This is a genomic window from Pseudomonas sp. FP1154, assembly GCF_030687245.1.
GTDB lineage: Bacteria > Pseudomonadota > Gammaproteobacteria > Pseudomonadales > Pseudomonadaceae > Aquipseudomonas > Aquipseudomonas rhizophila.
The window spans coordinates 2,143,759-2,156,367 of the sequence record NZ_CP117465.1; the positions used below are offsets into that span (position 1 = coordinate 2,143,759).

At 59.0% G+C, this 12,609-nt stretch carries 16 protein-coding genes; 13 read left to right on the forward strand and 3 right to left on the reverse strand.

Annotation, left to right across the window (positions count from 1 at the left end; genetic code table 11):
* The first annotated feature begins 14 nt into the window (after window positions 1-14).
* Genes PSH91_RS09785 through PSH91_RS09810 form a run of 6 tightly spaced genes read left to right on the forward strand, consistent with a single transcriptional unit; the run spans window position 15 to window position 5,962 of the window.
* A complete protein-coding gene (locus tag PSH91_RS09785; protein WP_047229321.1) occupies window positions 15-1,568 on the forward strand; it encodes a sugar ABC transporter ATP-binding protein in 1,554 nt (517 codons plus the stop codon).
* Complete coding sequence (locus tag PSH91_RS09790) at window positions 1,565-2,542, forward strand: ABC transporter permease (RefSeq protein WP_076385532.1); 978 nt, start codon at window positions 1,565-1,567, stop codon at window positions 2,540-2,542. Before PSH91_RS09785 ends, PSH91_RS09790 begins: the two co-directional genes overlap by 4 nt.
* Before the next feature lie 3 nt (window positions 2,543-2,545).
* Window positions 2,546-3,565, forward strand: a complete 1,020-nt coding sequence (locus PSH91_RS09795) for a LacI family DNA-binding transcriptional regulator (protein ID WP_305468041.1) — start codon at window positions 2,546-2,548, stop codon at window positions 3,563-3,565.
* 23 nt (window positions 3,566-3,588) lie between these two features.
* On the forward strand, window positions 3,589-4,503 hold the full coding sequence (gene rbsK, locus PSH91_RS09800) for a ribokinase (RefSeq protein ID WP_305468043.1): 915 nt from the start codon (window positions 3,589-3,591) through the stop codon (window positions 4,501-4,503).
* A complete protein-coding gene (gene rbsD, locus PSH91_RS09805) occupies window positions 4,500-4,904 on the forward strand; it encodes a D-ribose pyranase (RefSeq protein WP_281459385.1) in 405 nt (134 codons plus the stop codon). Before rbsK ends, rbsD begins: the two co-directional genes overlap by 4 nt.
* A gap of 29 nt (window positions 4,905-4,933) precedes the next feature.
* Window positions 4,934-5,962: a nucleoside hydrolase gene (locus PSH91_RS09810; RefSeq protein ID WP_076385524.1), complete on the forward strand. Its 1,029-nt coding sequence runs from the start codon at window positions 4,934-4,936 to the stop codon at window positions 5,960-5,962.
* A gap of 44 nt (window positions 5,963-6,006) precedes the next feature.
* Here PSH91_RS09810 and PSH91_RS09815 read toward each other — a convergent pair whose 3' ends face one another.
* On the reverse strand, window positions 6,007-6,204 hold the full coding sequence (locus tag PSH91_RS09815) for a hypothetical protein (protein WP_047229327.1): 198 nt from the start codon (window positions 6,202-6,204) through the stop codon (window positions 6,007-6,009).
* Between the two features lie 131 nt (window positions 6,205-6,335).
* Between PSH91_RS09815 and PSH91_RS09820 the strand changes: the two genes are divergently transcribed.
* Both PSH91_RS09820 and PSH91_RS09825 read left to right on the forward strand, forming a co-directional pair.
* Window positions 6,336-6,641, forward strand: coding sequence for a hypothetical protein (locus tag PSH91_RS09820; protein ID WP_139050680.1), 306 nt, complete (start codon window positions 6,336-6,338; stop codon window positions 6,639-6,641).
* A gap of 163 nt (window positions 6,642-6,804) precedes the next feature.
* Window positions 6,805-7,119: an I78 family peptidase inhibitor gene (locus PSH91_RS09825; RefSeq protein WP_047229329.1), complete on the forward strand. Its 315-nt coding sequence runs from the start codon at window positions 6,805-6,807 to the stop codon at window positions 7,117-7,119.
* A 66-nt stretch (window positions 7,120-7,185) separates the two neighbouring features.
* Here PSH91_RS09825 and PSH91_RS09830 read toward each other — a convergent pair whose 3' ends face one another.
* On the reverse strand, window positions 7,186-7,398 hold the full coding sequence (locus PSH91_RS09830) for a cold-shock protein (RefSeq protein ID WP_047229330.1): 213 nt from the start codon (window positions 7,396-7,398) through the stop codon (window positions 7,186-7,188).
* 289 nt (window positions 7,399-7,687) lie between these two features.
* Window positions 7,688-7,990, reverse strand: coding sequence for a hypothetical protein (locus PSH91_RS09835; RefSeq protein WP_047229331.1), 303 nt, complete (start codon window positions 7,988-7,990; stop codon window positions 7,688-7,690).
* Between the two features lie 373 nt (window positions 7,991-8,363).
* On the opposite strand from PSH91_RS09835, the gene thrS reads away from it, so the two are divergent.
* From thrS to pheS, 5 genes are all read left to right on the forward strand, one after another.
* Window positions 8,364-10,286, forward strand: a complete 1,923-nt coding sequence (gene thrS / locus PSH91_RS09840; protein ID WP_305468049.1) for a threonine--tRNA ligase — start codon at window positions 8,364-8,366, stop codon at window positions 10,284-10,286.
* Window positions 10,286-10,837, forward strand: a complete 552-nt coding sequence (gene infC / locus PSH91_RS09845; RefSeq protein ID WP_169432615.1) for a translation initiation factor IF-3 — start codon at window positions 10,286-10,288, stop codon at window positions 10,835-10,837. The genes thrS and infC overlap by 1 nt, the downstream gene beginning before the upstream one ends.
* Window positions 10,838-10,897: 60 nt before the next feature.
* Entirely contained in the window at window positions 10,898-11,092 is a 195-nt protein-coding gene (rpmI, locus tag PSH91_RS09850; protein WP_002553160.1) for a 50S ribosomal protein L35, read from the forward strand.
* A 30-nt stretch (window positions 11,093-11,122) separates the two neighbouring features.
* A complete protein-coding gene (rplT, locus tag PSH91_RS09855; RefSeq protein WP_002553161.1) occupies window positions 11,123-11,479 on the forward strand; it encodes a 50S ribosomal protein L20 in 357 nt (118 codons plus the stop codon).
* Window positions 11,480-11,588: 109 nt separating this feature from the next.
* A complete protein-coding gene (gene pheS, locus PSH91_RS09860; RefSeq protein ID WP_047229332.1) occupies window positions 11,589-12,605 on the forward strand; it encodes a phenylalanine--tRNA ligase subunit alpha in 1,017 nt (338 codons plus the stop codon).
* Window positions 12,606-12,609 lie beyond the last annotated feature (4 nt).

Below are 12,609 nucleotides of genomic sequence, written 5' to 3' on the forward strand. Positions count from 1 at the left end.
TTGGAGAGTTTTTTATGTCCGTTCGCGACCCGAACGCTGTCCTTTCGGTCAGCGGCATCGGCAAGACCTATGCCCAACCGGTACTGAGCGACATCGACCTGACGTTGATGCGCGGCGAAGTGCTGGCGCTGACCGGCGAAAATGGCGCCGGCAAGAGCACCCTGTCCAAGATCATCGGCGGGCTGGTGACGCCGACCACCGGGCAGATGCAATTCCAGGGACAGGATTATCGTCCCGGCAGTCGTACCCAGGCTGAAGAGCTGGGCGTGCGCATGGTCATGCAGGAGCTCAACCTGCTGCCGACGCTTTCCGTGGCCGAAAACCTGTTCCTCCACAACCTGCCCAGTCGTGGCGGCTGGATCAGTCGCAAGCAACTGCGCAAAGCGGCGGTCGAGGCCATGGCCCAGGTGGGGCTCGATGCAATCGACCCTGACACACTGGTCAGTGAGTTGGGCATCGGTCACCAACAGATGGTCGAAATCGCCCGCAACCTGATCGGCGATTGCCATGTGCTGATTCTCGACGAGCCGACTGCGATGCTGACCGCTCGTGAGGTGGAGATGCTCTTCGAGCAGATCACTCGTCTGCAGGCGCGGGGCGTGTCGATCATTTATATTTCCCATCGCCTCGAAGAACTGGCTCGGGTGGCTCAGCGCATTGCGGTACTGCGCGACGGCAACCTAGTCTGCGTCGAGCCGATGGCCAACTACAACAGCGAGCAGTTGGTGACGCTGATGGTCGGGCGGGAGCTGGGCGAGCACATCGACCTGGGCCCGCGCCAGATCGGCGCGCCGGCGTTGACCGTCAACGGCTTGAGCCGTTCGGACAAGGTCCGCGATGTGTCCTTCGAGGTGCGCAGCGGCGAGATATTCGGTATTTCCGGGTTGATCGGGGCAGGGCGCACCGAGCTGCTGCGGTTGATCTTCGGCGCCGATGCGGCCGACAGCGGCACGGTGGCGCTGGGTTCGCCGGCCAATGTCGTCAGCATTCGCTCGCCGTCCGATGCGGTGGCCCACGGCATCGCGCTGATCACCGAGGACCGCAAGGGCGAAGGCCTGCTACTGACTCAATCCATCGCCGCCAACATTGCCTTGGGCAACATGCCGGAAATCTCCAGCGCCGGCTTCGTCAATGGCAGCGAAGAGTTCGCGTTGGCGCAGCGACAGATCGACGCCATGCGAATCCGCAGCTCCAGTCCGACACAGTTGGTGTCCGAACTGTCGGGCGGCAATCAACAGAAGGTGGTGATCGGTCGCTGGCTGGAACGCGATTGCTCGGTATTGCTGTTCGACGAGCCGACCCGAGGCATCGACGTCGGCGCCAAATTCGACATCTATGCGCTGCTCGGTGAGCTGACGCGCCAGGGCAAGGCGTTGGTTGTGGTGTCCAGCGACCTGCGGGAATTGATGCTGATCTGTGACCGGATCGGCGTGCTGTCCGCCGGCCGTCTGATTGACACCTTCGAGCGCGACAGCTGGACCCAGGATGACTTGCTTGCCGCCGCATTCGCCGGCTATCAGAAACGTGATGCGTTGCTCAACGAAGCAGCGCCTAGGGACTTCTCATGAAAACCGTATCGGCCGTCGGCAAACCGAGTGGCAACTTCTATGGCCTGGGCACCTACCTGGGACTGGCCGGGGCCTTGTTGGCGATGATCGCGTTGTTCTCGGTCCTGAGCAGCCATTTTCTTTCGTATGACACCTTCAGCACCCTGGCCAACCAGATTCCAGACCTCATGGTGCTGGCGGTCGGCATGACCTTCATCCTGATCATCGGCGGTATCGATCTGTCGGTCGGGTCGGTGCTGGCCCTGGCCGCATCGACGGTGAGCGTGGCGGTGCTGGGCTGGGGCTGGAGCGTCGGGCCGGCGGCGTTGCTGGGCATGGCTGTGGCGGCCCTGGCCGGCACCGTTACCGGTTCGATTACCGTGGCGTGGCGGATCCCGTCGTTCATCGTTTCCCTCGGCGTGCTGGAAATGGCCCGAGGCCTGGCGTACCAGATGACCGGGTCGCGGACGGCCTACATCGGGGATTCCTTCGCCTGGCTATCCAATCCGATCGCCTTCGGTATTTCACCGTCCTTCATCATTGCCTTGCTGGTGATCTTCATCGCCCAGGCTGTGCTGACCCGCACCGTGTTTGGCCGTTATCTGATCGGTATCGGCACCAATGAAGAAGCCGTGCGACTGGCGGGTATCAATCCAAAACCATACAAGATCCTGGTGTTCAGCCTGATGGGGTTGCTGGCCGGCCTGGCCGCGCTGTTCCAGATTTCCCGTCTGGAAGCGGCCGACCCGAACGCCGGTTCGGGGCTCGAGCTGCAGGTCATCGCTGCTGTGGTCATCGGCGGCACGAGCCTGATGGGCGGGCGCGGTTCGGTCATCAGCACCTTCTTTGGCGTGCTGATCATCTCCGTGCTGGCCGCGGGCCTGGCGCAGATTGGCGCCACCGAACCGACCAAGCGCATCATTACCGGCGCGGTGATTGTGGTTGCGGTGGTGCTCGATACTTACCGCAGTCAGCGCGCCAGTCGGCGGGCCTGAACCATGGCGACGATCAAGGATGTGGCGGCGCTCGCGGGAATTTCCTACACGACCGTCTCCCACGTAGTGAACAAGACGCGACCGGTCAGCGAAGAGGTGCGGCGCAAGGTCGAGGCCGCCATCGAGCAGCTCGACTACGTGCCCAGCGCGGTGGCCCGCTCGCTCAAGGCCAAGACCACTGCAACCATTGGCTTGCTGGTGCCCAACAGCCTCAACCCCTACTTTGCCGAACTGGCCCGGGGGATCGAGGATTACTGTGAGCGCAACGGCTACTGCGTGATCCTGTGCAACTCCGACGACAACCCGGACAAGCAGCGCAGTTATCTGCGGGTGCTGCTGGAAAAACGCATCGACGGTCTGATCGTCGCTTCCGCCGGCGGCGATGCCGGTCTCGCCCAGGGGCTGACCAGCGTGCGTACGCCCATGGTCATCGTCGACCGTGGGCTCGACGGTGTCGACGCGGACCTGGTGCGCATCGATCATGAGCACGGCGCCTACCTCGCCACCCAGCACCTGCTGGAGCTTGGCCACCGTGATATCGCCTTTATCGGTGGCCCGGCGGACACCAGCGTGGCGCAGATGCGTCTGGCCGGTTACTGCCGCGCCCTGAAAGAAGCCGGGGTCGAGCTGCCCGTCGAACGCATGCTCGAAAGCGATTTCACCAGCACCGGTGGTTATCAGGCGGCGGCCAGGCTGCTCGAACAACGGCCGCCCAGTGCGATTTTTGCGGCCAACGACATGATCGGAATCGGTGTGCTGCGTGCCGCCGCCGAGCGCAACGTGCGCGTGCCCAGTGAACTGTCGGTCATTGGTTTCGATGACATTCAGATGAGCCGTTATGTCTATCCGGCGCTGACTACGGTGGGGCAGTCGATCCTGCAGCTCGGTGAGATGGCCGCTGAAGTGCTGTTGCGGCGGATCGCAACGCCGGGGCTGGCCACCGTTCAGCGCATCGTGACACCCAGCATTGTCTTGCGAGAGTCGACTGCACCGCTGTCAGGTACATTCGCCCAATACCGCTGAACCGAATTGATGAGTGAAGACGTATGCCAGCAAAAGTAGTGGTAGTAGGCAGCCTGAACATGGACCTGGTGACCCGTGCACCGCGTCTGCCCAGGGGCGGTGAAACGCTGATTGGTGAATCGTTCTGCACCATCCCGGGCGGGAAGGGCGCCAATCAGGCTGTGGCCGCGGCGCGCCTGGGAGCGAAGGTGTCCATGGTCGGTTGCGTGGGCAGTGATGCCTACGGCCAGGAACTGCGCGGGGCGCTGCTGGCCGAAGGCATCGATTGCCAGCCGGTCAGTGTCGTGGCCGGCTCCAGTGGAGTTGCGCTGATCGTTGTCGACGACAACAGCCAGAATGCGATCGTGATCGTCGCCGGGGCCAACGGCGTGCTTACCCCTGATGTCCTGGACCAGTTCGATGAGGTGCTGCGCAGCGCCGACGTCATTATCTGCCAGCTCGAGGTGCCGGACGCGACCGTCGGGCATGCACTCAAGCGCGGTCGGGAACTGGGCAAGACCGTCATCCTGAACCCCGCGCCGGCCTCCCGGCCCTTGCCGGCCGACTGGTACGCCTGTATCGACTATCTGATTCCCAATGAGAGCGAAGCCGCCGTGCTGAGCGGGCTGGCGGTGGACTCTCTGGAAACCGCCGAAGCGGCCGCGACGCAATTGCTCGCCGCCGGTGCCGGCAAGGTGATCGTGACCCTGGGCGCCCAGGGTCTGATGTTCGCCAACGGCGCGAGTTTCCAGCACTTCCCGGCGCCGTTGGTCAAGGCGGTGGACACCACGGCGGCCGGAGACACCTTTGTCGGCGGCTTCGCGGCAGCCTTGGCTGACGGCAAAAGCGAGGTCGAGGCGATTCGTTTTGGTCAGGTCGCCGCCGCGTTGTCGGTCACCCGTGCGGGGGCGCAGCCCTCCATTCCCACCTTGCTGGAAGTACAGGCTTTCAAATCATGAAAAAGACGCCGTTGTTGAATATCGCGCTGTCGCGACTGATCGCTTCCCTTGGCCACGGCGACAAGGTGGTCATCGGTGATGCGGGTTTGCCGGTGCCCCCACAGGTCGAGTTGATCGACCTGGCCCTGACCCACGGCATCCCTGATTTTGTCAGCACCCTGAAAGTGCTGCTCAGCGAAATGCAGGTGGAAAGCCACGTACTCGCTGAAGAGATTTTCGATAAACAACCTGCGGCCCTGGCGACACTGGAGGCACTGCATGCCGATGGCGCGCTGGGGGCGCGGGAGCTGGTCAGCCATGAACAATTCAAGGCGGTCAGCAAGCAAGCTCGGGCGATTATTCGCACGGGAGAATGCTCCCCGTATTGCAACATCGTGTTGATTGCCGGAGTAACGTTCTAACCTTCTCAACCCTGCACAAGGAATGCGCCATGCACCGCTATGCTCAGAAAATGCGTCAACTGTTCCGGAGTCTGCTGCTTTTGTCACTGATCACTGCTACGAGCGCCCAGGCGGCGGAAAAAATCGACCTGATCATCGACACTGATCCGGGGGCCGACGATGTGGTTGCCCTGTTGTTTGCCCTGGCTTCCCCCGAAGAACTGAATATCCGCGCGTTGACCACCGTCGCTGGCAACGTGCGTCTGGACAAGACATCGCGCAACGCTCGCCTGGCCCGGGAATGGGCGGGGCGCGAAGACGTGCCGGTGTATGCCGGTGCGCCGAAGCCGATGATGCGCACGCCTATCTACGCGGAAAACATCCATGGCAAGGAAGGCCTGTCGGGTGTCGAGGTGTATGAGCCGAAGAAGGGGCTGGCCAAGGGCAACGCCGTCAACTACCTGATCGATACCCTCAAGGCTGCCAAGCCCCATAGCATCACCATTGCCATGCTTGGCCCGCAGACCAACCTGGCCCTGGCATTGATACAGGAGCCCGAAATTGTCCAGGGCATCAAGGAAGTGGTGATCATGGGCGGTGCGCACTTCAATGGCGGCAACATCACTCCGGTGGCCGAGTTCAACCTGTACGCTGATCCACAGGCCGCAGAAGTGGTGCTCAAGAGCGGTGTGAAGCTCACTTACCTGCCGCTGGATGTGACCCACAAGATCCTCACCAGCGAAGCACGCCTGAAGCAGATCGCTGCCGTGGACAACAAGGCCAGCAAGATCGTCGGCGACATTCTCAACGAATACGTCAAAGGTGATATGGAGCATTACGGCATGACGGGCGGGCCGGTGCACGATGCCACGGTGGTTGCCTACCTGCTCAAGCCAGAGTTGTTTACCGGGCGTTCAGTCAACGTCGTGGTGGACAGCCGTGAAGGGCCGACTTTCGGACAGACCATCGTTGACTGGTACGACGGCCTGAAGGCACCCAAAAATGCCTACTGGGTGCAGGATGGCGATGCTCAGGGCTTTTTTGACCTGCTGACCGAGCGCTTGGCGCGTCTGAAGTAATCGGTCTTGCCGAACACTCGCAGGTCAAGGCCTGCGGGTGTGTTTCAATCCACTGCTTCAATGCTGCTGGGGTATCGTTCGAACGCTTGCTGGATAAAGTTCAGGGCCGCCTTCGTTCCCAGCTCCTTGACCAACAGTTCTATACCGATGATTGCCAGTTCTTCGGGGCTGCCAGGGCTGTAGGAGCTGTGGCCCTCCGACCATTTGGCATTGATGGTGGCTTCGATGCTGACGGTGCTCATGGTCGGGCTCGCGAGTTGGGAGGTCTGTAGGGTGAGTTAACCATTTTTGCCTGGGGTTTTGCACTGCGACTTAGGCATCAGGGAAGGGCTGTGCGACACTTGCTTTTTGACTTTCTGAAGAGGCCCCCGCCGTGCAGATCGATTTGAACGCTCCTGACGGGTTGACCCTCGACGCGGTTCGTCAGTTGCTGGCTTCGGCCAGTGATGACGAGCACACCCAACTGCGCGTGACCAAGGCGGGTATCGCCTATTTGTCTTCGGGCGTGGTGGGCGGTGTGGACATCGACGGGCTATCGTTTCGGCTGGAAACGTGGGCAAAAGGTTCAGGCTACGTCGGGCTGGTCGCCGCCAGTGACGAGGTCTGGGTCATGCAGATCTACAATGCGTTGAAGGACAACTGGCCCAATCCGCCCTTTGACTACATCGACGTTTACTGAACACCATTCATATTCAGTCACGATTCACCCCTGAAGCGGGATGTCGGCTCAGGCAAACTGCCTGTTTTCCTGATGAGGGCACCATGATAGCCCTTGGGTTGAAACCAAGCTTCGTTTGGGCTGTCGCACGCTCTCTGTTTAATCATCAACAAAAGGAGGCTTCATGCCTTGGAAGCTCGCGTCATTGGGTACTTTGCTGGCCGTCGCGCTCTTGAGCGGTTGCAGCAGCACCTCTGAATCGACCCCTGATCCGGTAGCAACAGAAACAGGCTACAGCCGCTGCGAAGCAACAGCTGCCGAGTTCGCCATCGGCAAGAAGGCCTCGCCGCAACTGCTGGAACAAGCCCGCACCCGCGCCGGTGCGCAATATGCGCGGATCCTCAAGCCCAACGATATGGTGACGCTTGAGTACCGCTCGGATCGCCTGAATCTCAACACTGACGCCAATCTGATCATCAACCGGGTGAACTGCGGCTGATTGATTTTTCAATCGCCCATAAAAAACCCCGTCACATGGACGGGGTTTTTTGTGCTCGCCGAGTAATTACTCTGGGCGAACCTGTGCAGCTTGCATACCCTTTTGGCCTTTCTCAGCCACGAAGGAAACGGTCTGGCCTTCTTTCAGGCTTTTGAAACCGTCGCTTTCGATAGCTTTGAAGTGTACGAACAGGTCGTCACCGCCACCTGTAGGAGTGATGAAGCCGAAGCCTTTTTCATCGTTGAACCATTTAACGGTGCCGGTTTGGCGATTAGACATGGTGTATCTCCAAGAAACATATATTTTCAGTGTACTGTGCTGCTCAGGCCAACTGGGCACACCGGGGTATCATAGTCGAAATGTTCGATTTGGGAGCCCCCCGCACGCGCTGTTTGCCAATCAGTCGTGTTTTCTTTACTGCCTGATCCGGCTGAAAGGCCCGGTTTTAAAGGCTTTCAGCCGAACGTAAAGACGATAAAAAAAGCTGTAAAACCTGAATAAATCGGTCAAAAAGGCCCGAAATCAGCGTTTTTTATCGATGCACGGCTCTGTGCAAAGATCTGTTTTCTTACTTTTTGGCCTTGTTATCGGCCTTGCATTTTGCAATCTGCCCCAGTGCTTTTTGCTGCAGCTGCGGGGTCGCCTTATTGTCCATCAAGGCTTGAATGTCGGCTGCCGGGTAGGACTTGATCGCATCGGCGCCACAGGCGCAATGGGATTTGGCCGCTGCCGCGCCGATCTGTGGCGTGGCCGCCTCGGTGCATTGGGCCATGTATTTTTCACGCTCCCCCTTGGGCCATTCGGCGTGGGCGGTCAGCGGGAGCAGCAGGGCGAGGGGGGCGACTACTGCAAATAATGTGTTCAGACGCATGCGAAGATGCTCCTTTCGGGTCGATGTCTTGTTATCTGAGGCGTAGCGGGCGGTACAGTTCAGCACTCTGGCATAAAAACCGTGGATTTACGTCCGCTTCAATCCGGGCGCGGCGATGACCGTTCATCTGTGCTAGCATGCCGGGCTCGGGTATTTTCAGGCTCCGGAGGACAACAGGTCCCGGCTGCGGCAAATGTTCGATTAACCCTGATTTGAATCCCAGTCACTCTGGTTCGGTTTTCCCGGTTGGCCGCAAGGCTCCTGCCGCTGTAAGGCAGGCGTTCGTCATTGAATGGCCTGGACTGGATCTTGTACTGGCTCATCCCAACCCACGTGACCTTTGGTAGGGGTCACCACTAGGAGAGGAGGCGCCATGCCAACTATTACTCTTCCCGACGGCAGTCAACGTTCATTCGATCACCCGGTTTCCGTAGCCGAGGTCGCAGCATCCATCGGCGCGGGCCTGGCCAAGGCCACCCTGGCTGGCAAGGTCAACGGCAAACTGGTCGATGCCAGCGATGTCATCGACAGCGACGCCACGCTGCAAATCATCACGCCAAAGGATGAAGAGGGGCTGGAGATCATTCGCCACTCTTGCGCGCACCTGGTGGGCCATGCGGTCAAGCAGCTGTACCCGAGCGCGAAGATGGTCATCGGGCCTGTCATCGACGAAGGCTTCTATTACGACATCGCCTTTGAGCGTCCTTTCACGCCGGAAGACATGGCGGCCATCGAACAGCGCATGCAGCAGCTGATCGAGAAAGATTACGACGTCATCAAGAAAGTGACCCCGCGTGCCGAAGTCATCGAAGTGTTCAAGGCGCGTGGCGAGGATTACAAGCTGCGTCTGGTGGAAGACATGCCGGACGAGCAGGCCATGGGCCTGTACTACCACGAAGAATACGTCGACATGTGCCGTGGCCCGCATGTGCCGAACACCCGCTTCCTGAAGTCTTTCAAGCTGACCAAGCTGTCCGGCGCCTATTGGCGTGGCGATGCGAAGAACGAGCAGTTGCAGCGCGTCTACGGCACTGCCTGGGCCGACAAGAAGCAACTGGCCGCTTACATCCAGCGTATCGAGGAAGCCGAGAAGCGTGACCATCGCAAGATCGGCAAGCGCCTGGGCCTGTTCCACACCCAGGAAGAATCCCCGGGCATGGTGTTCTGGCATCCGAACGGTTGGACCCTGTACCAGGTGCTCGAGCAGTACATGCGCCAGGTCCAGCGTGAAAACGGCTACCTGGAGATCAAGACGCCGCAAGTGGTTGACCGTAGCCTGTGGGAGAAATCCGGGCACTGGGCCAACTACGCCGACAACATGTTCACTACCCAGTCGGAAAACCGCGACTACGCCATCAAGCCGATGAACTGCCCTTGCCACGTGCAGGTGTTCAACCAGGGCCTGAAAAGCTACCGCGAGCTGCCGATGCGCCTGGCTGAGTTCGGTGCCTGCCACCGTAACGAGCCATCGGGTGCGCTGCACGGCATCATGCGCGTGCGTGCCTTCACCCAGGACGATGCGCATATCTTCTGCACCGAAGAGCAGATGCAGGCCGAATCCGCTGCCTTCATCAAGCTGACCATGGACGTCTACCGGGATTTCGGCTTTACCGAAGTCGAGATGAAGCTGTCCACTCGTCCGGACAAACGCGTTGGTTCCGATGAGTTGTGGGATCGCGCCGAAGCAGCGCTGGCCGCCGCACTCGATAGCGCGGGCCTTGCGTACGATCTGCAACCGGGCGAAGGGGCTTTCTACGGGCCGAAGATCGAGTTCTCGCTCAAAGATTGCCTTGGTCGCGTGTGGCAGTGTGGTACCCTGCAGCTCGATTTTAACCTGCCGATCCGTCTGGGCGCCGAATACGTGTCCGAAGACAACAGCCGCAAGCACCCGGTCATGCTTCACCGCGCGATCCTCGGTTCGTTCGAGCGCTTCGTCGGGATTCTGATCGAACACTACGAGGGTGCGTTCCCCGCGTGGTTGGCGCCGACCCAGGCAGTGATCATGAATATCACTGATAAACAGGCAGATTTTGCCGCCGAGGTCGAAAAAACTCTCAACCAAAGCGGATTTCGTGCCAAGTCCGACTTGAGAAATGAAAAGATCGGCTTTAAAATCCGCGAGCATACTTTGCTCAAGGTTCCCTTTCTCTTGGTTATTGGAGATCGGGAGGTCGAGATGCAGACTGTCGCTGTGCGTACTCGTGAAGGTGCTGACCTGGGCTCGATGCCCGTCGCCGAATTCGCTGAGTTCCTCGCGCAAGCGGTTTCCCGGCGTGGTCGCCCAGATTTGGAGTAATTATTATTAAGCGTGAAATGAGACAAGATAAACGAGCTGCACCGAAAGCCCCGATCAACGAGAATATCTCGGCACGCGAGGTTCGGTTAATTGGCGCTGACGGCGAGCAGATTGGCATCGTCTCGATTGATGAAGCGCTTCGTATTGCTGAAGAAGCCAAGCTTGATCTGGTAGAAATTTCCGCAGACGCAGTCCCGCCGGTTTGCCGGGTGATGGACTACGGCAAGTCGATCTTCGAAAAGAAGAAGCAGATTGCCGCGGCGAAGAAAAACCAGAAGCAGATTCAGGTAAAAGAAATCAAGTTTCGTCCAGGGACGGAGGAAGGGGATTACCAGGTAAAACTGCGCAACCTGGTACGTTTCCTGAGTGACGGGGACAGGGCCAAGGTATCCTTGCGATTCCGCGGCCGTGAGATGGCCCACCAGGAGCTGGGGATGGAACTCCTCAAGCGGGTTGAACAAGACCTGCTCGAGTACGGTTCGGTCGAACAGCATCCTAAGATGGAAGGACGCCAGCTGATCATGGTCATCGCCCCGAAAAAGAAGAAGTAATCAACAGGGCACGGCAGGCCTTGCGATTATGTTTATCAACTGAATGCGGAGTATCCGAACATGCCAAAGATGAAAACTAAAAGTGGTGCTGCTAAGCGGTTTCTGAAAACTGCTAACGGTATCAAGCACAAGCACGCTTTCAAGAGCCACATCCTGACCAAAATGTCGACCAAGCGTAAGCGTCAACTGCGCGGTAGCAGCTTGCTGCATCCGTCTGACGTGGCAAAAGTCGAGCGCATGCTGCGCCTTCGTTAATTTTTGGATCAAGAATAGAGGAAGTAACTCATGGCTCGTGTAAAGCGTGGCGTCATTGCCCGTAAGCGTCACAAAAAAATTCTGAAACTTGCTAAAGGCTACTACGGCGCGCGTTCCCGCGTATTCCGTGTTGCCAAGCAAGCGGTAATCAAGGCAGGCCAATACGCCTACCGTGACCGTCGTCAGAAAAAACGTCAGTTCCGCGCTCTGTGGATCGCTCGTATCAACGCTGGTGCTCGTGTTAACGGTCTGTCCTACAGCCGTTTCATTGCCGGCCTGAAAAAAGCGTCCATCGAGATCGACCGTAAGGTTCTGGCTGATCTGGCAGTGAACGAAAAAGCGGCGTTTGCTGCGATTGTCGAGAAAGCTAAAGCCACCTTGGCTTAAGTACCCCCGACAGTCACCCGGCCTCACCTCTGTGGGGCCAGGTGTTAAACGTCATAAATAGGGGAAGAGCCTTCAAGCTCTTCCCCTATTTTGTATCTGGAGTCTGTACATGGAAAACCTGGACGCGCTGGTCTCTCAAGCACTAGAGGCTGTGCAAAGCGCTGAAGATATCAATGCCCTGGAGCAAATCCGGGTTCACTACCTTGGCAAGAAGGGCGAGTTGACTCAGGTGATGAAGACCCTGGGGAACCTGCCGGCCGAAGAGCGTCCGCAGGTCGGTGCGCTGATCAACGTTGCCAAGGAGCGTGTTACAGAAGTCCTTAATGCGCGCAAGGCCTTGTTCGAGGAAGCGGATCTGGCTGCCAAGCTCGCCGCCGAATCCATCGACGTGACCCTGCCTGGCCGCGGCCAGACTTCCGGTGGTTTGCATCCGGTTACCCGGACCCTGGAACGTATCGAGCAGTTCTTCACCCACATCGGCTACGGCATTGCCGAAGGCCCTGAGGTCGAAGACGACTATCACAACTTCGAGGCGCTCAACATCCCAGGCCATCACCCGGCCCGGTCGATGCATGACACCTTCTATTTCAATGCGAACATGCTGTTGCGCACCCATACCTCGCCGGTACAGGTCCGCACCATGGAATCGCAGCAGCCGCCGATCCGCATCGTCTGCCCAGGCCGTGTGTACCGTAGCGACTCCGATATCACCCACTCGCCGATGTTCCATCAGGTCGAAGGCCTGCTGGTGGATCGCGACATCAATTTCGCCGACCTGAAAGGGACTATCGAAGAGTTCCTGCGGGTGTTCTTCGAGAAAGAACTGGCGGTGCGTTTCCGTCCTTCGTACTTCCCGTTCACCGAGCCATCCGCTGAAGTCGATATGGAATGCGTGATGTGCAGCGGTAAAGGCTGCCGCGTCTGCAAGCAGACCGGCTGGCTGGAGGTCATGGGCTGCGGCATGGTTCACCCGAACGTGCTGCGTATGTCCGGGATCGACCCGGAAGAGTTCTCGGGTTTTGCTTTCGGCATGGGCGTCGAGCGTCTGGCCATGCTGCGTTACGGTGTAAATGACTTGCGCCTGTTCTTCGACAACGACTTGCGGTTCCTTGCGCAATTTCGCTAAGCCG

What these genes read in the sequence shown, in the direction of transcription:
- PSH91_RS09785 (WP_047229321.1), top strand. Translation starts at nt 15, where the DNA reads ATGTCCGTTCGCGACCCGAACGCTGTCCTTTCGGTCAGCGGCATCGGC.
- PSH91_RS09790 (WP_076385532.1), top strand. Translation starts at nt 1,565, where the DNA reads ATGAAAACCGTATCGGCCGTCGGCAAACCGAGTGGCAACTTCTATGGC.
- PSH91_RS09795 (WP_305468041.1), top strand. Translation starts at nt 2,546, where the DNA reads ATGGCGACGATCAAGGATGTGGCGGCGCTCGCGGGAATTTCCTACACG.
- rbsK (WP_305468043.1), top strand. Translation starts at nt 3,589, where the DNA reads ATGCCAGCAAAAGTAGTGGTAGTAGGCAGCCTGAACATGGACCTGGTG.
- rbsD (WP_281459385.1), top strand. Translation starts at nt 4,500, where the DNA reads ATGAAAAAGACGCCGTTGTTGAATATCGCGCTGTCGCGACTGATCGCT.
- PSH91_RS09810 (WP_076385524.1), top strand. Translation starts at nt 4,934, where the DNA reads ATGCACCGCTATGCTCAGAAAATGCGTCAACTGTTCCGGAGTCTGCTG.
- PSH91_RS09815 (WP_047229327.1), bottom strand. Translation starts at nt 6,204, where the DNA reads ATGAGCACCGTCAGCATCGAAGCCACCATCAATGCCAAATGGTCGGAG.
- PSH91_RS09825 (WP_047229329.1), top strand. Translation starts at nt 6,805, where the DNA reads ATGCCTTGGAAGCTCGCGTCATTGGGTACTTTGCTGGCCGTCGCGCTC.
- PSH91_RS09830 (WP_047229330.1), bottom strand. Translation starts at nt 7,398, where the DNA reads ATGTCTAATCGCCAAACCGGCACCGTTAAATGGTTCAACGATGAAAAA.
- PSH91_RS09835 (WP_047229331.1), bottom strand. Translation starts at nt 7,990, where the DNA reads ATGCGTCTGAACACATTATTTGCAGTAGTCGCCCCCCTCGCCCTGCTG.
- thrS (WP_305468049.1), top strand. Translation starts at nt 8,364, where the DNA reads ATGCCAACTATTACTCTTCCCGACGGCAGTCAACGTTCATTCGATCAC.
- rpmI (WP_002553160.1), top strand. Translation starts at nt 10,898, where the DNA reads ATGCCAAAGATGAAAACTAAAAGTGGTGCTGCTAAGCGGTTTCTGAAA.
- rplT (WP_002553161.1), top strand. Translation starts at nt 11,123, where the DNA reads ATGGCTCGTGTAAAGCGTGGCGTCATTGCCCGTAAGCGTCACAAAAAA.
- pheS (WP_047229332.1), top strand. Translation starts at nt 11,589, where the DNA reads ATGGAAAACCTGGACGCGCTGGTCTCTCAAGCACTAGAGGCTGTGCAA.